The organism is Candidatus Pantoea communis, from assembly GCF_011752685.1.
Classification (GTDB): Bacteria; Pseudomonadota; Gammaproteobacteria; order Enterobacterales; family Enterobacteriaceae; genus Pantoea; species Pantoea communis.
In genome coordinates this window covers 54,470-73,652 of the sequence record NZ_VWXC01000016.1, presented here as the reverse complement: position 1 = coordinate 73,652, position 19,183 = coordinate 54,470, and the positions used below count along the sequence as shown (strand labels likewise).

The window sequence follows — 19,183 nt, the reverse complement described above, 5'->3', positions numbered from 1 at the left end:
CATACGCGGTAGACTCGTCAAACACAGAACTGTTATGTACGGTGCGTATGAGCAATCCAACCAGTATTGACCGCATTGAACTGATGCAGACCTTTATTCGTATTGTCGAAAGTGGATCGCTGTCAGCCGCCGCTGCGCAGTTGGGCACGACACAACCCACCATCAGCCGCCGGTTGCAGGCACTGGAACAGCGGTTAGGACTGAAGCTGATTCTGCGCACGACTCATGCATTGAAACTCACCGATGACGGCGAGCGTTGTTATGCGCAGGCGCGGCAGTTGCTGGCGACCTGGCATGCGCTGGAAGATGAACTAACGGGGTCCAGTGACGATCCGATTGGCACACTGCGCGTGCGTGCGCCCCATGCGTTTGGCCAGGACCAGTTGATCGATCCGCTGGTGGATTACCTGCAGCGTTACCCGCGTCTGACGGTGGAGTGGATGCTCAATGATCGCACGCCGGACTTTATCAGCGAAAATGTCGATTGCGCGATTCAGGTGGGTGCAGTGAACGATCCCTCGCTGGTGGCGATTCTGCTGGCCGAAGTGCCGCGCTTTGTGGTGGCCGCACCTTCACTGCTGGCACAGCATGCGCCGATTGAGGATGTCAGCCAACTGACCGACCTGCCATGGCTGGCGCTGACCAGCTTTTACCGCAATGAGCTTGCACTACAGCGCTTGAGTGATGGGCAGCCGATGAATCTGCCGATTGCGCCTCGCCTCGCCAGCGACAGCTTATACGCCATCCGCAAAGCCGCGCTGGCGGGCATGGGTGCGGCGATTGTGTCGTCGTGGGTAGTACAGGAGGACTTAGCAAAAGGGGATTTGATTCAGCTGGTGCCCGAGTGGCAAGCGCCGCCGCTGCCGGTGTGGCTGACCTATCCGTGGGCCAGCTATTATCCCGCCAGGTTGCGACAGTTTTTCGCGATGATCAGAGAGGTGATGCCGAAACTGGCGGGCACACAGCCGGTGCGGTGAGGGTCCAGGGCGCCATAATGGCGCACCTCGTACACGAAACTACTTCTTCTCGACCTTCGACATATTATCCAGCCAGCCCATCACAAAGGCCGACAGCACAAAGGTCAGGTGGATAATCACGTACCACATCAGCTTGCTGTTCTCGACGTTGCGCGCGTCCATGAAGATGCGCAGCAGGTGAATCGATGAAATCGCCACAATCGAGGCCGCGACTTTGTTCTTCAGCGAGCCGGAATCCATCTTGCCCAGCCAGCTCAGCTTCTCTTTATTCTCATCAATATCCAGCTTAGAAACAAAGTTCTCATAGCCGGAGAGCATCACCATCACCAGCAAACCGCCGACCAGCGTCATGTCCACCAGCGACAGCAGCAGCAGAATCAGATCGTTCTCGGCGATGCTGAAAATGTTGGGCAACAGGTGAAAAATTTCCTGGAAAAATTTAACGGTCAGCGCCAGCAGCCCCAGCGAAAGTCCAATGTAAACCGGAGCCAGCAACCAGCGCGATGAATACATCAGGTTCTCGATAAAACGTTCCATAATTTCCCATTAATCAACAGACAAGTGGGCGAGTATAACCGAACTTGTGTGAAGTTATTTCAGCGCTTCTTCAGAAATTTCAGGCGCTACCGGCAGCGGCAGCGACAAGCGAAACTCCGCGCCGCCTTGCGGTCGGTTTTCTGCCCAGATGCGCCCGCGATGGGATTCAATAATGGTTTTACTGATCGCCAGACCGAGCCCGACACCCGGCACCGCCGACTCCTTATCGCCGCGCGCAAACTTGTCGAAAATGCGCGTCATATTCTCTTCGGCGATCCCTGGACCGTTGTCCCAGACGGCAATCTCCAGCCGCTCTTTATCACGCCAGGCGCGAATACCGTGCTGCGCGGCGTTTCCGGCATATTTGAGGCTGTTCTCAATCAGATTGGTAAACACCCGCTCCAGCATCGCGCTATCGCCTTTGATCAGCACCAGTTCCGGCGGCAAATCGAGTGCAAAATCGTGTCCTTTCAATGAGGGGCCCATACTGCTCAGCGCCCCGCCAATCACTTCATCCAGCGCCACCCACTCCTCGCGCAGATTCAGTCCGCCAGACTGAATACGCGCCATATCCAGCATATTGCTCACCAGCCGAATGGTGCTTAATGTCTGTTCCCGAATCTGGTTCGCCTGGCCGACATATTTTGAGTTATCGCCGGCCAAATCCAGCATCAGCATTTCCGCCTGACCGAACAGCACCGTCAGCGGCGTGCGCAGGTCATGCGACAACGCGGATAACAGTGCGTTACGCAGCTGTTCACGCTCAGCCGCCAGCCGTGAGGCCGCTTCACTCTGTGACAGCGCCATGCGCTCCAGTGCGTTGGCGATCAACACCGTGAAGGTTTCCACCAGACGCTGCTGTTCGGGAATCATCAGTTGGCGCAGATTCTCAGGCTCAACCACCAATAAACCCCGGCAGTGATTTCCGCTTTTCAACGGCAGAATTTGATACGGCACCGCTGGCAAGGTATCGGTGCCTGCACCGGCGGGTTGTGCTTTGCTAAAGCTCCATTTGGCGATGCCGAGATCGGGCGGCGTACCAATACTGCTCTCACCCACCGCCTGTAACTCACCCTGATCATCCGGCAGCAGCAGCTGGCTGCGTGCCTGCAAGGTGACATCAATCACGCGCTGGCTGGTGGCGGCGATATCCTGCGGCGTGAGCGCGCTGCCGAGCGATTTTGCCATCTCATACAAATGCCGCGCACGCTGTTCACGATAGCGCGCGACTTTAGCCTGATAACGCACGCCTGCTGTCAGGTTCCCGACGATCACCCCTACCGCCAGCATCACCGCGAAGGTCACCAGATACTGCAAATCCGATACCGCCACAGTGCCGGTCGGGGCGACAAAGAACAGGTCAAAAGCCAGGATGTTGATCACCGTGGCAAACACCGAGGGCCAGCGGCCAAAGCGCAGCGCGACTAACACCACGGCTAACAGATAAATCATCACGCCGTTGGCCGGATCGAACTCCACCAGTAGCCAGCGACCTACGATCGTCACCAGAATACACAGCGCAATCGCCATCAGGCAGCCGCGCAGATGCAGCCGCCACTTATCACTGTTGGCCTGTTTACCGCCCATCGGATGCGGCGCGTCGCGCACCGGTTCGTCCAGTGCCACCACCAGCAAATCGAGGTCTGGGCCAAGCTGGCCCAAACGCTGGGCAAAACTGTCGCGCCGCCAGCGCCGTTGCGGCTGACGACCGGTGACGATTTTGCCGAGATTATGCTCGCGCGCGTAACGCAGCACGGCGCGGGCTTCATCGGGATCGGACAGGGTGGCGGTTTCCGCACCCAGCTCTTGGGCCAGTTGCAGCGTGCGTAAAATGGCACGACGACGTGCTTCCGGCAGGCGATTCAGACGCGGCGTTTCCACGTACACTGCGTGCCACTCGCTGCCGAGACGCGCGGCTAAACGCGCGGCGGTGCGCACCAGTTTTTCACTGCCGGTGTCGTCGCCGATGCACAATAAAATGGCGTCACGTGTGTGCCAGACTTTGTCGCGGCCCTGCTGGTCGCGCCAGGCACGCATCTGATCGTCCACGCGGTCCGCGGTACGGCGCAGCGCCAGTTCGCGCAGGGCAAACAGGTTGCCTTTGCGGAAGAAGTTTTCAATCGCACGTTCAGCACGATCGCCGACGTAGACTTTGCCCTCTTTTAGCCGCTGGCGCAGATCGTCCGGTGGCAGATCCACCAGCACCACCTCATCGGCGCTATCGAAAAACGGATCGGGTACGGTTTCGCGCACCTGAATGCCGGTCACGCCGCCGACCACATCATTGAGGCTTTCCAGATGCTGCACGTTGACGGTGGTGATCACGTCGATGCCCGCTTCCAGCAACTCCTCGATGTCCTGCCAGCGCTTGGGATGGCGCGAACCCTGTACGTTGGTGTGCGCCAGTTCGTCCATCAGAATTACCGCCGGATGACGCGCCAGTGCCGCATCGAGGTCGAATTCAGCGTGCCGTGAACGCCCTGTGGCGCGACGTGGCAAAACCGCCAGGCCGTTGAGCAGCGCAGCGGTTTCTTCACGTCCATGGGTTTCCACCACCCCCGCCAGCACATCGAGGCCTTGCGCACGTAAACGCTGTGCCTCCTGCAACATGGCGAAGGTTTTCCCCACGCCCGCACAGGCGCCAAAGTAGATTTTCAGCTTACCGCGATGGCTGTCGCTGTGATTCAGCAGCAGCGCATCGGGATCGGGGCGGGTGATTTCGTCGTTCATCAGTTATCCGTCGTGAAAAGCGCGATAAATCGCGCTATCAATCAATTATCCCTGTAGCGCATCCAGCGCCATATTCAGACGCAGCACGTTCACCGTCTCTTCACCGATAAACGGCAGCAGCGGACGCTCGGTATTACGGGCAATCAGCGCTTCCACATCTTTCAGCGCCATATTACGCGCTGCCGCGATACGCGGTGCCTGCCACAGTGCCGCTTCCGGCGAAATATCCGGATCGAGCCCACTCGCCGATGCGGTCACCAACTCAACCGGCACCGCAGTTGGAGCCTGTGGATTAGCGGTGCGCAGGGCAGCCACGCGCTCGGCCACCGCTTTATCCAGTGCCGGATTGCTCGCCGCCAGGTTGCTGCCGCTGGAGGCCAACGCGTTGTAGGGCGCATCGCCGGTCGCTGATGGACGGCCCCAGAAATGGCCGGGCTGCGTAAATACCTGACCAATCAAATCGGAACCGCGCTCCGCGCCATCCTGCTCAATCAACGAACCGTTGGCCTGTGACGGAAACCACCACTGCGCTAAGCCGGTGGTCAGCAGCGGATAGACCGCGCCGGTTAACAGCGTCAGCAGTATTAACAATACAATAGCCGGACGTAACTGACTCATTTCTCTTCTCCTTAAACCAAGCCAAACAGCGTCAGCAGCAGGTCGATGGCTTTAATACCAATAAACGGCACCACTAATCCGCCGACACCGTAAATCCACAGGTTGCGGCGCAACAGCGCAGCAGCACTCATCGGACGGTAGCTCACGCCTTTTAGCGCCAGCGGGATCAGGAACACAATCACCAGCGCGTTGAAAATGACCGCCGATAGAATCGCTGAGTTCGGTGAGTGCAGATGCATCACGTTCAGCATATTGAGCTGCGGATAGGTGGCCGCAAACGCCGCCGGGATGATGGCAAAGTACTTCGCCACATCATTGGCGATACTGAAGGTGGTCAGCGAACCGCGCGTCATCAGCATCTGTTTACCGATGTGCACCACTTCCAGCAGTTTGGTCGGATTGGAGTCGAGGTCGACCATGTTCCCGGCCTCTTTCGCCGCCTGCGTGCCCGAGTTCATCGCCACCGCCACATCTGCCTGTGCCAGCGCGGGCGCATCGTTGGTGCCGTCGCCGGTCATCGCCACTAAACGCCCTTCCGCCTGATACTGACGAATCAGTGCCAGCTTGGCTTCCGGTGTCGCTTCCGAGAGGAAATCATCCACGCCCGCTTCTGCCGCGATGGCCGCCGCCGTCAGTGGGTTATCGCCGGTAATCATCACCGTCTTGATGCCCATTTTGCGCAGCTCGGCAAAACGCTCTTTGATGCCGCCTTTGACGATATCTTTTAGCGCCACCACGCCCAGCACCTGTGCGCCTTCGGCCACCACCAGTGGTGTGCCACCCGCGCGCGCCACTTCTTCCACACTGGCGTTCACTTCTGCCGGGAAACGGCCGTTATTGGCTTCGATATGGCGGCGAACGGCGTCAACCGCCCCTTTACGAATCAAACGATCCTGCACGTTGACGCCGCTCATGCGCGTTTGTGCCGAAAACGGAATAAAACTCGCGCCCATGCTGCTGAGATCGCGTTCGCGCAGGTTAAATTTTTGCTTCGCCAGCACCACGATGCTGCGCCCTTCCGGGGTTTCATCCGCCAGCGAGGCCAGCTGCGCCGCATCCGCCAACTGCTGCTCGGTGACGCCGGGCGCAGGCATAAACTGCGTCGCCTGGCGGTTACCCAGCGTGATGGTGCCGGTCTTATCCAGCATCAGCACATCGACATCACCCGCTGCTTCCACCGCACGACCGCTGGTGGCGATGACGTTTGCACCGAGCATGCGGCTCATCCCCGCCACGCCAATCGCCGACAGCAAGCCGCCGATAGTGGTCGGAATCAGACACACCAGCAGCGCCACCAGCACCGTTACGCTCACCGGCGTGCCGCCGTAGGCCGAGAACGGCCACAGGGTGGCCGTCGCCAGCAGGAACACGATGGTCAGCGACACCAGCAGAATGGTCAGCGCGATCTCGTTCGGTGTTTTGCGGCGTTTGGCGCCCTCGACCATGGCAATCATGCGATCGAGGAAGGTTTCGCCCGGATTGACGCTGCACTGAATCACCAGCCAGTCGGAAAGAATGCGCGTACCGCCCGTCACAGATGAAAAATCGCCGCCTGATTCGCGGATCACCGGAGCCGATTCGCCGGTAATCGCACTCTCATCCACTGACGCGCCGCCTTCCAGCACTTCGCCGTCACACGGGATGATGTCACCCGCTTCCACCAGCACCACATCGCCTTTACGCAAGGTGTCTGCCGCTACCGGCTGCCACTGCGCGCCATGACGTGGCTCAGCCAGCTTTTTCGCATCACTGGTTTTACTGATGCCTTTCAGGCTGTTGGCCTGCGCCTTGCTGCGCCCTTCCGCCAGCGCTTCGGCGAAGTTGGCAAACAGCACGGTGAACCACAGCCAGATGGCGACCCCGGCGGTAAACCCGGCGTTACCGCTCAGGTGGCCTGTCAGCATGCCGATGGCCAGCAGCGAGGTCAGCACGCTGCCGAGCCACACCAGGAACATTACCGGGTTGCGAAACTGCACGCGCGGATCGAGTTTCTTCACCGCATCCAGCACCGCGGTTTTCGTCAGCGCTGCATCAAACAGCGCCAGTTGTTGACGACTCATGATTCCGTTATCCCTGAATTAATTGCAGATGTTCCGCCACCGGGCCGAGTGCCAGCGCGGGGATAAAGGTCAGTGCCCCCACCAGCAATACGGTGCCAATCAGCAGCGCGATAAACAGTGGACCGTGGGTCGGTAACGTACCGTTGCCCACCGGCTGGATTTTCTTCGCCGCCAGTGAGCCAGCGATCGCCATCACCGGAATGATGATGCCGAAGCGTCCCACCAACATGCAGAAGGCCAGCAACAGGTTCCAGAACGGGGTGTTGGCGCTCAAACCGGCAAAAGCACTGCCGTTGTTATTGGCCGCCGACGAGACGGCATACAGCACTTCGCTAAAGCCGTGGATGCCAGGATTCGCCATACCCGCGCGCCCCGCATCGGTCATCATCGCCAGCGCGGTCCCGAGCAGCACCAGAGTGGGCGTCACCAGAATCGCCAGTGCGGTCATTTTCATCTCCCACACGTCGATTTTTTTACCCATGTATTCCGGTGTGCGACCAATCATCAGACCGGCGATAAACACCCCGAGCAGCACGAACAGCAGCATGCCGTACAATCCGGCACCGACGCCGCCAAACACCACTTCACCCAGCTGCATCAGCCACATCGGCACCATGCCGCCGAGGGCAGTAAAGGAGTCATGCATGGCATTCACCGCACCGCACGAGGCAGCAGTGGTGATCACCGCAAACAGGCTGGAGTTGAGGATGCCAAAGCGCGTCTCTTTGCCTTCCATGTTGATGGCGCTGTCTGCACCGAGTGCCAGGAAGTGCGGGTTACCGCGCAGTTCTGCCCACATCACGGTAACCACCGCCAGCACAAACATGATGGTCATCGCCCACAGCAGCATGTGGCCCTGACGGCGGTCGCCCAGATGCTGACCGAAGGTGAAGCACAGCGCGGCCGGGATCAGAAAGATACTCAGCATCTGCACGAAGTTGGTCAGCGCGGTCGGGTTTTCAAACGGATGGGCGGAGTTGACGTTAAAGAAGCCCCCGCCGTTGGTGCCGAGCATTTTGATCGCTTCCTGCGAAGCCACCGGACCGAGTGGCAGCGTTTGCTTCGCCCCTTCCAGCGTGGTGAGTGCGTGATAAGGCTCAAACGTCTGGATGCTGCCCTGATAAACAAAGAACAGCGCTATTAGCAGGCTGATCGGCAGCAGCACATACACCGTGATGCGTGTCAGGTCGCGCCAGGCGTTGCCCAGCGTATCCAGTGAGCGATTGGCAAAACCACGGATCAGCGCAAAGGCCACCGCAATACCGGTCGCCGCCGACAGGAAGTTTTGCACCGTGAGGCCCGCCATCTGGCTAAAATAGCTCACCGTGCTTTCGCCCGCGTAAGCCTGCCAGTTGGTGTTGGTGACAAAGCTGACGGCGGTGTTGAGCGCCAGATCCCAGCTTAGATTAGGCAGGTGTTGCGGGTTGAGCGGCAGCGACCCCTGCGACATCAAAATCGCCAGCAATAATAAGAACCCCAGCGCGTTGAACAGCAGGATCGCCAGCAGATAGTGCGGCCAGCGCATCGCGCCACTCTCCACACCGGCCAGCCGCCACAGCGCCCGCTCGGTACGCGGCAACAGCGGCTTGTCGGCCACTAACACCGCAAGAAAACGCCCGAGCGGTTGTGCCAGCACCATTAGCACCAGCAGATAGACCGCAATCAGTAAAAACGCATTCGCAGCCATCAGAATGCCTCCGCATTAAGCAGGGCATAGATCAGGTAGCCCAACAAGATAAACACCAGCACGATGCCGGCAATCACGCCCACGCTCACAGCAACCTCCAGAGGATTTGGTAGTGCTGCAAGCATGCGCGGCGCGGCATAAAGAAGGGGTAAAAAGGCGGGAATCCGGCGTAAAGAAAGTATAAAAATGCAGTCGAATTAGGCGGTTTCCAGTGCCCAGATACGATTGAGGTCGATGTTCTGCCACAGGCTATTGTCTTCGGCCCCCGTGATACTGTCGGTGCAGAACGAATCCCCGAGATCCAGCTCTTCCGGTTTCACCTCACGCTGAGCGTGCAGCGACCAGAACACATGCACTTTGGGTTTTAACAGCGATTTTTCACCGGCCTGCACCACCAGCGCCACACGCCCAGACGCGAGTCGTACCAGCGATCCCACCGGATAAATGCCAATGGTGCGCACAAAGGCGTGCAATAGCGTATTGTCGAAGTGACCGCGCCAGCTCAGCATATTGTGCATCGCTTCGGCGGGGGTCCATCCCTTGCGATACGGACGATTGGAGGTCACGGCATCATAGACATCGCATACCGCGGCCATACGAGAAAACAGCGAAATCTCTTCGCCTTTCAGTTTATGGGGGTAACCGCTGCCATCGACTTTTTCGTGGTGATGCAGCGCAATATCTAACAGGTCTTCCCCTGCATCAGCCTCCATTAGCATCTGTGCACCGATAATCGGATGCTCGCGCATGATGGTGAACTCCTCGTCGGTGAGCTTGCCGGGTTTGTTGAGGATCTCCAGCGGCACCGCCGATTTACCGACATCATGCAGCAAACCGCCCATGCCCACGCGCCGCTGCTGGTGTTCATCGAGCCCCATTTTTTTGCCCAGCGAGATCATCAACCCGCACACCGCCATGGAGTGCAAATAGGTGTAATCGTCGTGATTTTTCAGCCGCGCCACGCTGAGCAGCGCAGTGGGTTCACGGGTAATCGATCCGGCAATATCGTCCACCAGGTCCATCGTATAGTTGAGGTCCAGCCCCTGACCCATACGCGCCTCGTTGAACATCGCCAGCACCTGTGGCTTGCCCTGATTGAAGATGGTTTGTGCCTGGTCCAGTTCCTGGAAAAATGGGGTTTGCGGAATGGCTTTCTTCGGCGCAGGCTTCGCAGGTGCCTGCACCGACTTATCGAGATCGATCCAGATTTGCTGGATCCCTTCGTTGCGGATCATCGCGATCTGGCGTTTATCGGTGATCAGCATTTGGTTGCGAATGCGTTTGTCCTTGAGCCACCAAACCTCCAGTTTGTGGATGAACATTCCTTGCCGCAGTTCGTCAACGGTAATCAGCTTTATCACGATATCTCTCCTTAATATCAGTGGATGGTAAGGAGAGGTATCGGCAGCTGAGCAAATAATCTTCAGGTGTGATTTGTGCGATCTGTGGGAGGGGAAGTGATTTGGATTAGCGCAATGAATTTGCACCGCTACGTTTGCCTGATGGCATTGGTGACGGCGCGATTTATCATGAGACAGAAACTACACCACCCGCGTTAACACCGCTTCGCCCTGCGAAAACGCCAGCAGGTTTTCAAACACCAAATCTGCCATCGCCGCCATGGTTTCATGGGTGCTGCTGGCGAGATGCGGGGTGATCACCACATCATCACGCTGCAGTAACGCAGCAGGCACCGCCGGCTCATGCTCGAACACATCCAGACCGGCACCCGCAATCTCACCGGCTTCGAGCGCCGCAATCAACGCCTGCTCATCCACCACACTGCCGCGCGCAATGTTGATTAAAAAGCCCTTTGGCCCCAGCGCACGCAGCACTTCAGCATTCACCAGATGATGTGTGGCGGCACCGCCAGGAATGGTCAGCACCAAAAAATCAGCCTGCTTTGCCAGTGATAACAGCGAATCGTGGCGCGTGTAAGGCACATCCGGGCGTGAACGCGGGTTGTAAAAATGCACATCCATATCAAACGCCTGCGCGCGCTTCGCCAGCTCCTTACCAATCCCGCCCAGCCCGACAATCCCGCACACTTTACCGCCTACTTTGGTGGTCAACGGATAGCGCCCTTTCGCTTGCCAGTTACCGGCGCGCACATAACGATCCGATGCGCTGATGTGGCGCGCCACATCCAGCAGCAGCGCCATGCCGGTATCCGCCACGCAGCTGTTTAAAACGCCTGGCGTGTTGGTCACCACGATGCCACGCGCTTCGGCGGCAGCAATGTCTATCGCGTCATAGCCCACACCGTTACTGCAAATCACCTTTAGATTGGGCAACTGCGCCAGTAGCTCCGCATTCGCCCCCATCAACGCATTGCCGCTGGTCACCAGCGCATCAATACTGGCACCGTGCTCGGCCAGCCACGCGGCCTGATCATCCTGCTGCCACAGCCGCGAAGTAGAGAAGTGCGCGTCGAGATTATCCTGCAGCCGCTGCGGTAACAGCGGCCCTTTTAGCAATACGTTAAACGGCTTTAATCCCATCTTGTTTCCCCTGATTTTCGAAGGATGTTGCAGACGAATCCTGCTCGTCACCGACGCGTTCAATCGGGCCCATCACCAGCAGGAACAGCAGCGCCGCGACGATGCAATGCGCGCCAACGAACACCAATCCAATACTGTAGCTGCCGGTCAAACCGACGATGATGCCGAACAGCAGTGGCGTGATAAATCCGGCCATATTGCCGATGCCATTGAAGATCGCGCCCGCCAGACCTACTGCTTCTTTCGGTGCGGTATCACTGACAATCGTCCAGGTACCCGCGCCCGCCGCCACGCCTTTCCCGAAGAAGGCAAACGACATAATGGCAATAATGCCGGCATTGGTCGGGATCACCGCAGCCAGAATCAGCGAGGCGGCCATCAGCATGCCGACGATATACGGCGTTTTACGCGCCCACGACAGGCTCCAGCCGTTAGCCAGCAACTTGTCAGAGATGTAACCGCCGCTGATGCCGCCCAGGAAGCCAAACAGCGCCGGAGCGATGGTGGCAAAGCCCGCTTCCATGATGTTCATGCCGCGTGCCTGCACCAGGTAAATCGGGAACCAGGTGATAAAGAAGTAGCTGAGCGCAATGATGCAGTATTGCCCGATATAGGCGCACCACAGCATGCGATTGCTGAGCAAGGTTTTAAACATCGCTTTGCTCAAGGGTGGACGTGCTTTGAGCGTTTGCGCTGAATCGATATCCACCAGTGCACCGCCCTCCTCAATGTATTTCAGCTCTGCGGCTGACACATGCGGATGCTGTTTCGGGCTGCGCATATACCAACCCCACACAAACACCGCCAGCACGCCAATACCGCCCAGCACAAAGAACGGCCACTCCCAGCCGAAGCGGGATACCAGCCAGCCGGACAGCGGCGAGAAAATGGCAACGGCGAAGTACTGCGCCGAGGCAAACAGCGATGAGGCACGACCGCGTTCGGCACCGGGGAACCACATGATCACCGCACGCGCGTTGGCCGGAAAGCTCGGTGCTTCAATCAGTCCGAGGGCAAAGCGCAGCGCAAACATCAGCGTCAGCGCCATGGTCATGCCGTTGGAAAACTCGCCAATAAAACCCATTAAAATGGTCGAAACCGACCAAAGCGCCAGCGTCACGCCATAGACTTTTTTCGTACCGAAGCGGTCAAGGAAAATCCCGCCGGGGATCTGGCCGATCACATAGGCCCAACTGAATGCCGAGAGGATCAGGCCAAGCTGGATCGCTGATAAACCGAACTCCTCTTTGATCGCCGATCCGGAGATCGACAGGATCGAACGGTCGGCATAGGCCACCACGGATAGAAACAGGATCAGACAGAGGATCCAGATACGCACATGACTGTTCTCATTGCGGTTTTTGCTTAGTAACATGGCTGAACCCCTTGATGAAGGAGCGTCCTGCTCCGAAGCGATGATGTTCAGGAATACCGCTTAAATTTCACTGTTCAGCAACTATAGAGAGCCAGATATGGAGTGGTCATTGTGCGAATGGAGGAATCCGCGCGGCTTTTTTGCGCTGGTTTTGGCATCTGCCACAAAGTAGGGTGCGGCGCTGCACAGAACCTTAAATAAGCCGATGCTTTTACGCCGGAATGTGCGCCAGCTCTGAGAAAAACCTTCGCAACATCACTATGAGGCTGCAAACCATCATTTGCCCGCTCGTCATAGGAGGCCGCCAGCATGATGCACCCGCGAGCAAAGTGTGCGCTTAGCTGCAAAATCCATACATGTTGATTGTCAGGGTCCTTACCGCCTCGTAGTCTGAAAATGATTTCATTGAGCCATTTTAACTCTCATTGAAACATTCATTCTAATAACAAACTTACCCTGGAGTCCGCGATGAAAACCCTCAAGGCGATACTGTTGCTTGGCCTGCTGTCCAGCTCTGCCTCGGCGTTGGCAGAAAAGATCGGCGTATCAATGGCGTATTTCGATCAGAACTTTTTAACCATTATTCGCCAGTCGATTGATAAAGAGGCCAAAGCGCGCGGGCTCGATGTGCAATTTGAAGATGCGCGCGGCGACGTTGGCCGTCAGACCGATCAGGTGCAGAGCTTTATCGGCGCGGGCGTCGACGCCATCATCGTCGATCCGGTGGATTCCGCCAGCACGCCGCAGCTGACCAAACTGGCGCAGCAGGCGAAAATCCCGCTGGTATATGTGAACCGCACACCAGGCGATAAATCGCTGCCGTCCGGCGTGGTGTTTGTCGGTTCAGACGAGCGCGAATCGGGTACCTTGCAAATGGAAGCGCTGGCGAAAATGGCCAACTACAAAGGCAATGTAGCAATCATGATCGGCAATCTGACCGACGCAGGCGCACTGCAACGCACCAAAGATGTCGAGCAGGTGGTGGCGAAATATCCGGGCATGAAAGTGGTGCAGAAGCAGCCAGCGAACTATGCACGTAACGAAGGCATGGATTTGATGCTCAACTGGATTGGCAACGGCGAAGCGATTGATATCGTTGCCGCTAACAACGATGAAATGGCAATCGGTGCCGCGATGGCGCTGGCGAAGAGCAACAAGAAAATTCTGGTAGGCGGTATTGATGCCACGCCGGATGGCCTGAAAGCCATGGCGCAGGACAAAATGCAGGTCACCGTGTTCCAGGATGCGATTGGTCAGGGCAAAGCCTCAGTGGATGTGGCGCAGAAGCTGATGAAAGGCGAGAAAGTGGATTCACACGTGTGGATCCCGTTTGAACTGGTGACCAAAGAGAATATGCAGAAGTACGTGGAGAAGAGTCAGTAATTAAGGCCAATACCGCGCGATAAACCGCGCCGTCCTGCGACGGCGCAATGTATTGCGCAATCCACGATTACTCCCGCAGTTTCGCCATGACCACGATGTCGTGATACTCCCCCTCACGCAGGCAGGCTTTACGCTTCACGCCCTCTTGCTCAAAGCCGAGGCGCTGGTACAACCGTATCGCACGCGCGTTGTCATGAAACGCTTCCAGCTCAATACGCACCACACCGAGCCAGTTAAAGGCATAGTCGATGGCGTTGCGAATCAGTTTCTCACCGATACCCCGCCCGCCAAACGCTGGATCGACGCTGATACCAAAACTGATGCTGTGACGCGTACGCGGGCGCTGTTCGACAAACAGCGTCAGCTCGCCCACCATCTGCCCATCAATCTCGGCCACGAAACCGATATAGCCCGCCGCGTCCATGTTTTCGAATTTTTTCTGCCAGGTTTGCACGCTGGGAAACGGCAGCTGCGTGGTCCAGCGATACACGTCGGGGTGGCTGTAAAGGCGTTGATAAGCGGCCGCATCGGCCGGTTCGCGACCGCGAATGATCAGATCCATGTCGGTAATCCCTTTCACTTGCAGTGACTGCTCCCCGCCGTAAACGGCGAGGCTTCCCACTTCTCAGGCTGCAACTGGCACAGAGCCAGAATTATGCAAGCCTCCATGGGCTTTGACGACGTGACCCGCCGCCATTAATTCTGTTATGTCCTTGTGCTGTATGTTGACCGCCGCGTTTATATCGCGGTCATGATCGGCACTACAGCCGGGGCATTTCCATTCGCGCACCTTTAGCGGCATTTCCGTCATTTTGTGACCGCAACAATGGCACGTTTTTGAGCTGGCGAACCACTGATCCAGTTTGACCAGGTGAACCCCTGCCGACGCCGCTTTGTAGGCGAGTTTAGCCACAAATCCAGACCATGCCGCATCCCCGATATGACGGGCAAGTCGACAGTTTTTCATCATGTTTGCCGATTTCAGTGTTTCCACAATCACCGCTTGGTTTTCGTCGATAATGCGTCTGGAAAGTTTGTGCTGGAAATCAGCGCGGGCATTGGCTACCCGTTCGTGTTGGGCGGCAAGGCGTAAGCGAGCCTTGCGGCGGTTTTTGCTGCCCATTTTCTTACGGGATAGTGCCTTGTTGTCACGGCGCAAGCGGCGGTATGCGTTGACCAGATGGCGTGGATTCGCCACCTTGCCGCCGTCACTATCGATCAGGTAGTGCGATAGCCCCAGATCATAGCCCGCTACGGTAGTGATGTAAGTCGGCTTTGCTGCTGCCTCTTGTCCATCATCTGCGAGTATCGAGGCATAGTATTTGCCCGCCGCGTTGCGGGTGATCGTGATGCTGGAAACCTTGCCGACAATCTCCCGGTGCACCTTCGCCCGGACAGGCTTCAGTTTTGGCAACTGGATAGCGTCAGTTAACACTTTCCCGTTGGGATGGTAGCTGGATTGCTTGCCATGTTTGCTTTTGAATGTGGGGAATCCGGCCCGTTTCTGAAAGAAGTTAGCAAATGCCCGGTCCAGATTGATGACCGCTTGCTGAAGCGCCAGCGAGTCATATTCTTTGAGCCAGCCATAGCGACGTGACTTCTTCGCCACGGCCAGCAACGGCTTTATGTCACGTACTGGCTTGAGGGAAATGCCGTGATGCTGGTACATATGGCGGCTGATATGAAGGGCTTTATTGTAGGCAAAGCGCACCGCGCCGAACTGCGCATTTAAGAATGCGGCTTGTTCTGCGGTGGGATAAATGCGTACTTTGGTTGCTCTCTTCATTTTCAGGTCCACAGCGAATTGTCGCTCACTTTACGCGCGGCAGAATGCGTGTTCAATGGGCTATACATAACCAGACATTTGCGGGTTAGCTCTCACGCCGCCATAGCATCAGTAAACGGGTCGTGCATCTGATATTGACGACGAAATACCGACGAAATATTTTCGACGGCATGATGATCCAGCAGATAGATACGGGAAGCGTTTCAAGCGCCGCGGAGAAGCGGGAAATTGAGATGTTGGAAATGGACGGGAAAGCGGATCACGTTCACGTTTTGATAGCGTACCCGCCGAAACTGTCTATCCGTGTGCTGGTGAATAATTTGAAGTCGATCAGTAGCCGCCGTGTGCGCATTCTGAATACACACTTACGCAAGGCGAGTAATAGCGAGGTGCTCTGGTCACGCTCCTGTTTCGCCTGTAGTGCTGGCGGCGCTACAATTGAAACATTGAAGGTTTACGTAGCCTCGCAGAAAACGCCTTATTAGCTCTCCCTTATATCCCCGCCCGATTGGGCGAGGGTTTACGGGGAATTTGCTAAGCTGTTAACTCTTACCAAACGGAAGAGTGACTTTATGTTGTATCGTCGTTTTGAACGTTTTATCAATATTTTCCAGGATGCACCAACCGATTCTCCCCCTTCCAGCGTCTGGCCGTTTTACCTCTATTATCTGCGTCAGGTATGGCCGAGCTTTGTTGCGCTGCTGATTGTGGGATTAGCGCAGGCGCTGATTGAAGTGGCGCTGTTTAGCTATCTCAGCCGCATCATCGATCTGGTCAATCACTCGACGCCCGCCACGCTGTTCACCGACAACTGGCAGGTGCTGCTATGGATGGGGTTTGTCGCGCTGATTCTGCGGCCGGTGATTATCGCGCTGCACGATATGCTGGTGCATCAGAGTATCAACCCGAGCATGACCAGCATGATCCGCTGGCAGCATCACAACTACGTACTGCGCCAGAGCCTGAACTTCTTCCAGAACGATTTCGCCGGACGCATCGCCCAGCGCATCATGCAGACCGGCAACTCCCTGCGCGATTCCGCGGTGCAGCTGGTGGATGCCATCTGGCATGTGGTGATTTACGCGGTGACTTCGCTGGTGCTGTTTGCCGAGGCCGACTGGCGCCTGATGATTCCACTGATTATCTGGATTGTGGCGTATAGCGTCTCTCTGAGCTTCTTTGTGCCGCGCGTGAAGCAACGTTCGGTGGTCTCTTCCGAAGCGCGTTCCAAACTGATGGGCACTATCGTCGATGGCTATACCAACATCGCCACCATCAAACTGTTCGCGCACAACGATCTGGAAAAACGCTACGCGCGCGAAGCGATTCAGGAGCAGACCGACAAAACCCAGCACGCCAGCCGCATGGTCACCACCATGGATATCACGCTGTCGACGCTGAATGGTCTGCTGATTGTCAGCACTTCTGGCCTGGCATTGTGGCTGTGGAGCCAGTCGCTGATTAGCGTCGGTGCGATTGCGTTGGCCACCGGTCTGGTGATCCGCCTGGTGAACATGTCCGGCTGGATCATGTGGGTGGTGAACGGCATCTTTGAAAATATCGGCATGGTGCAGGATGGATTAAACACCATCGCGCAGCCGCTCAGCGTACAGGATGAGCCGCAGGCGAAAAACCTGCAGGTAACGCAGGGTCAGATCCGCTTTGAAGATGTGCGCTTTGATTACGGCGGCAGCCGCCAGGTGATCAATCGCCTCAACCTGAATATCAAACCGGGCGAAAAAATCGGCCTGATTGGGCCATCCGGCGCGGGTAAATCAACGCTGGTGAATCTGCTGCTGCGGCTGTATGACATCAACGGCGGGCGCATCCTGATTGACGATCACAACATCGCCGAAGTCACGCAGGAGAGCCTGCGCGGCCAGATCGGCATGATCACTCAAGACACGTCGCTGCTGCACCGTTCGATTCGAGAAAACCTGCTGTATGGGCGCCCAAACGCCACCGAAGACGAGCTGCAGGCGGCGATTATCCGCGCCCGCGCCGATGAGTTCATTCCGCTGCTGTCCGATCCACAGGGCCGCACCGGGCTGGATGCACATGTGGGTGAGCGCGGGGTGAAACTCTCCGGCGGCCAGCGCCAGCGTATCGCCATTGCCCGTGTGCTACTGAAAGATGCGCCGATTCTGATCATGGATGAGGCCACTTCCGCCCTCGATTCCGAAGTCGAAGCGGCGATTCAGGAGAGCCTGGAAACGCTGATGCAGGGCAAAACGGTGATTGCCATCGCGCACCGCCTTTCCACTATCGCCAAAATGGACCGACTGGTGGTGCTGGATAAAGGTGAGATTGTTGAGATGGGCAACCACCGCGAACTGCTGGCGCACAACGGGCTTTACGCGCGCCTGTGGCAGCATCAGACCGGTGGCTTTGTCGGCGAAGATTAATCGCCGCGTCGATATGGCAGGGCTTCGCGCGCTTCAATGGCATAGGCGCGGATCCCTGCCCGCTCCTGCACTAAATACTCTTCTACGGCTTCGCGCAATCCCGGATGACACAGGTAGTGCCATGAGTGGGTGATCTGCGGTTCGAAGCCGCGCACCAGTTTGTGCTCGCCTTGCGCTCCCGCATCAAAACGCTGTAATCCCTCGGCAATCGCAAAATCCATGCCCTGATAGAAGCAGGTTTCAAAGTGCAGGCGATCGAACTCCGCCAGGCAGCCCCAGTAACGCCCGTACAGCGAGTTGCCATCCACCAGATAGAAAGCCATGGCCGCCGGATGCCCCTGCAGCGTGGCGATCACCACGCGAATCGATCGCGGCATGCGTTCGGCCAGCAGGCTGAAGAACTGCCGCGTGAGATAAGGACGCTGCCCGCGCACCGCATAGGTGTTGGCGTAGCAGGTGTAGACGAAATCCCACTGATCTTCGCTGAGTTCGTCACCACGATACCAATTGAACTCAAAGCCACTGCTCGCCACCTGTTCGCGCTCTTTACGCAGCTGTTTGCGTTTGCGTGACATCAGCGTGTCGAGGAAATCCTGAAAATCGCGGTAGCCTTTGTTGTGCCAGTGATACTGGATGCCGAGACGCGCCAGCCAGTCGGGCTGCTGCTCCATCACATCGTTGGCAAACGGCGTGGTGAAATTGATATGTGCGCCGCTCAGGCCGTTTTGCAGCAGTTCATCGGGCAACGCTGCGAGCAGCTGGCTGATGGCGGCTTGCTCGCCCAATAAACGCGCACCCGTAACCGGGCTGAACGGAATCGCCCCCAGCCACTTTGGATAGTATGGAATGCCGGCGCGGTGACAGGCATCAGCCCACGCGTGATCAAAGACGTATTCACCTTGCGAATTGCGTTTGCGATAGCCCGGCAGCGCGGCGCTCAGCACGCCCTTTTCACGCCACAACAGGTGATCCGGCTGCCAGCCGTTTTCCGGCCGCACGCTGCCGCTCTCTTCCAGCGTGAGCAGAAAGGCATGGCGTAAAAACGGTTGATCGTCAGGTAACAGCGCATCCCATTCGAGGGCGGAAATCTCCGCCAGCGACGACAGGTGAAGCAAAGACATGCA

Annotated in this window: 15 protein-coding genes and 1 pseudogene; 4 read left to right on the top strand and 12 right to left on the bottom strand. The window is 57.3% G+C overall.

Translation table 11 applies throughout. The features are described 5' to 3' along the window. Positions 1-47 precede the first annotated feature (47 nt). Entirely contained in the window at positions 48-977 is a 930-nt protein-coding gene (locus F3J37_RS19710; RefSeq protein WP_166935187.1) for a LysR family transcriptional regulator, read from the top strand. 39 nt (positions 978-1,016) lie between these two features. Here the strand turns inward: F3J37_RS19710 and F3J37_RS19705 are convergent, their stop codons facing one another. From F3J37_RS19705 to F3J37_RS19665, 9 genes are all read right to left on the bottom strand, one after another. Continuing rightward, positions 1,017-1,514 carry a TIGR00645 family protein gene (locus tag F3J37_RS19705; RefSeq protein ID WP_045832201.1) on the bottom strand — a complete coding sequence of 166 codons (498 nt, stop codon included), beginning with the start codon at positions 1,512-1,514 and terminating at the stop codon, positions 1,017-1,019. A gap of 54 nt (positions 1,515-1,568) precedes the next feature. Further along, positions 1,569-4,244 carry a two-component system sensor histidine kinase KdpD gene (gene kdpD, locus F3J37_RS19700; RefSeq protein ID WP_166935185.1) on the bottom strand — a complete coding sequence of 892 codons (2,676 nt, stop codon included), beginning with the start codon at positions 4,242-4,244 and terminating at the stop codon, positions 1,569-1,571. A 45-nt stretch (positions 4,245-4,289) separates the two neighbouring features. After that, the gene (kdpC, locus tag F3J37_RS19695; protein ID WP_166935183.1) at positions 4,290-4,862 is read right to left on the bottom strand and encodes a potassium-transporting ATPase subunit KdpC; all 573 of its coding nucleotides are present in this window, start codon (positions 4,860-4,862) and stop codon (positions 4,290-4,292) included. 11 nt (positions 4,863-4,873) lie between these two features. After that, positions 4,874-6,922 (bottom strand): potassium-transporting ATPase subunit KdpB, encoded by a 2,049-nt coding sequence (gene kdpB / locus F3J37_RS19690; RefSeq protein ID WP_058960661.1) that lies wholly within the window; start codon positions 6,920-6,922, stop codon positions 4,874-4,876. 7 nt (positions 6,923-6,929) lie between these two features. Continuing rightward, positions 6,930-8,609, bottom strand: a complete 1,680-nt coding sequence (gene kdpA, locus F3J37_RS19685; RefSeq protein WP_166935181.1) for a potassium-transporting ATPase subunit KdpA — start codon at positions 8,607-8,609, stop codon at positions 6,930-6,932. Further along, positions 8,609-8,698, bottom strand: a complete 90-nt coding sequence (kdpF, locus tag F3J37_RS19680; RefSeq protein WP_100701897.1) for a K(+)-transporting ATPase subunit F — start codon at positions 8,696-8,698, stop codon at positions 8,609-8,611. Before kdpF ends, kdpA begins: the two co-directional genes overlap by 1 nt. A gap of 108 nt (positions 8,699-8,806) precedes the next feature. After that, a complete protein-coding gene (locus F3J37_RS19675) occupies positions 8,807-9,970 on the bottom strand; it encodes an HD-GYP domain-containing protein (RefSeq protein WP_166935179.1) in 1,164 nt (387 codons plus the stop codon). 180 nt (positions 9,971-10,150) lie between these two features. Further along, positions 10,151-11,110: a 2-hydroxyacid dehydrogenase gene (locus F3J37_RS19670; RefSeq protein ID WP_166935177.1), complete on the bottom strand. Its 960-nt coding sequence runs from the start codon at positions 11,108-11,110 to the stop codon at positions 10,151-10,153. Further along, positions 11,091-12,485, bottom strand: coding sequence for an MFS transporter (locus F3J37_RS19665; protein WP_160869231.1), 1,395 nt, complete (start codon positions 12,483-12,485; stop codon positions 11,091-11,093). Before F3J37_RS19665 ends, F3J37_RS19670 begins: the two co-directional genes overlap by 20 nt. 468 nt (positions 12,486-12,953) lie before the next feature. On the opposite strand from F3J37_RS19665, the gene F3J37_RS19660 reads away from it, so the two are divergent. Beyond that, positions 12,954-13,868 carry a sugar ABC transporter substrate-binding protein gene (locus F3J37_RS19660; protein ID WP_097119426.1) on the top strand — a complete coding sequence of 305 codons (915 nt, stop codon included), beginning with the start codon at positions 12,954-12,956 and terminating at the stop codon, positions 13,866-13,868. Between the two features lie 67 nt (positions 13,869-13,935). On the opposite strand, the gene F3J37_RS19655 is transcribed toward F3J37_RS19660, so the two are convergent. After that, entirely contained in the window at positions 13,936-14,430 is a 495-nt protein-coding gene (locus F3J37_RS19655; RefSeq protein ID WP_097119427.1) for a GNAT family N-acetyltransferase, read from the bottom strand. 63 nt (positions 14,431-14,493) lie between these two features. Further along, the gene (locus tag F3J37_RS19650) at positions 14,494-15,654 is read right to left on the bottom strand and encodes an RNA-guided endonuclease TnpB family protein (protein ID WP_166935175.1); all 1,161 of its coding nucleotides are present in this window, start codon (positions 15,652-15,654) and stop codon (positions 14,494-14,496) included. An 89-nt stretch (positions 15,655-15,743) separates the two neighbouring features. Here F3J37_RS19650 and tnpA point away from each other — a divergent pair. Together tnpA and F3J37_RS19640 are read left to right on the top strand one after the other, a co-directional pair. After that, positions 15,744-16,139: pseudogene (gene tnpA, locus F3J37_RS19645) on the top strand (IS200/IS605 family transposase); the annotation flags it as partial. Positions 16,140-16,226: 87 nt separating this feature from the next. Beyond that, a complete protein-coding gene (locus F3J37_RS19640) occupies positions 16,227-18,059 on the top strand; it encodes an ABC transporter ATP-binding protein (RefSeq protein ID WP_058960667.1) in 1,833 nt (610 codons plus the stop codon). On the opposite strand, the gene F3J37_RS19635 is transcribed toward F3J37_RS19640, so the two are convergent. Beyond that, positions 18,056-19,180 carry a GNAT family N-acetyltransferase gene (locus F3J37_RS19635; RefSeq protein ID WP_058960668.1) on the bottom strand — a complete coding sequence of 375 codons (1,125 nt, stop codon included), beginning with the start codon at positions 19,178-19,180 and terminating at the stop codon, positions 18,056-18,058. The genes F3J37_RS19640 and F3J37_RS19635 overlap by 4 nt on opposite strands. Positions 19,181-19,183 lie beyond the last annotated feature (3 nt).

What these genes read in the sequence shown, in the direction of transcription:
- F3J37_RS19710 (WP_166935187.1), top strand. Translation starts at nt 48, where the DNA reads ATGAGCAATCCAACCAGTATTGACCGCATTGAACTGATGCAGACCTTT.
- F3J37_RS19705 (WP_045832201.1), bottom strand. Translation starts at nt 1,514, where the DNA reads ATGGAACGTTTTATCGAGAACCTGATGTATTCATCGCGCTGGTTGCTG.
- kdpD (WP_166935185.1), bottom strand. Translation starts at nt 4,244, where the DNA reads ATGAACGACGAAATCACCCGCCCCGATCCCGATGCGCTGCTGCTGAAT.
- kdpC (WP_166935183.1), bottom strand. Translation starts at nt 4,862, where the DNA reads ATGAGTCAGTTACGTCCGGCTATTGTATTGTTAATACTGCTGACGCTG.
- kdpB (WP_058960661.1), bottom strand. Translation starts at nt 6,922, where the DNA reads ATGAGTCGTCAACAACTGGCGCTGTTTGATGCAGCGCTGACGAAAACC.
- kdpA (WP_166935181.1), bottom strand. Translation starts at nt 8,609, where the DNA reads ATGGCTGCGAATGCGTTTTTACTGATTGCGGTCTATCTGCTGGTGCTA.
- F3J37_RS19670 (WP_166935177.1), bottom strand. Translation starts at nt 11,110, where the DNA reads ATGGGATTAAAGCCGTTTAACGTATTGCTAAAAGGGCCGCTGTTACCG.
- F3J37_RS19665 (WP_160869231.1), bottom strand. Translation starts at nt 12,485, where the DNA reads ATGTTACTAAGCAAAAACCGCAATGAGAACAGTCATGTGCGTATCTGG.
- F3J37_RS19660 (WP_097119426.1), top strand. Translation starts at nt 12,954, where the DNA reads ATGAAAACCCTCAAGGCGATACTGTTGCTTGGCCTGCTGTCCAGCTCT.
- F3J37_RS19655 (WP_097119427.1), bottom strand. Translation starts at nt 14,430, where the DNA reads ATGGATCTGATCATTCGCGGTCGCGAACCGGCCGATGCGGCCGCTTAT.
- F3J37_RS19650 (WP_166935175.1), bottom strand. Translation starts at nt 15,654, where the DNA reads ATGAAGAGAGCAACCAAAGTACGCATTTATCCCACCGCAGAACAAGCC.
- F3J37_RS19640 (WP_058960667.1), top strand. Translation starts at nt 16,227, where the DNA reads ATGTTGTATCGTCGTTTTGAACGTTTTATCAATATTTTCCAGGATGCA.
- F3J37_RS19635 (WP_058960668.1), bottom strand. Translation starts at nt 19,180, where the DNA reads ATGTCTTTGCTTCACCTGTCGTCGCTGGCGGAGATTTCCGCCCTCGAA.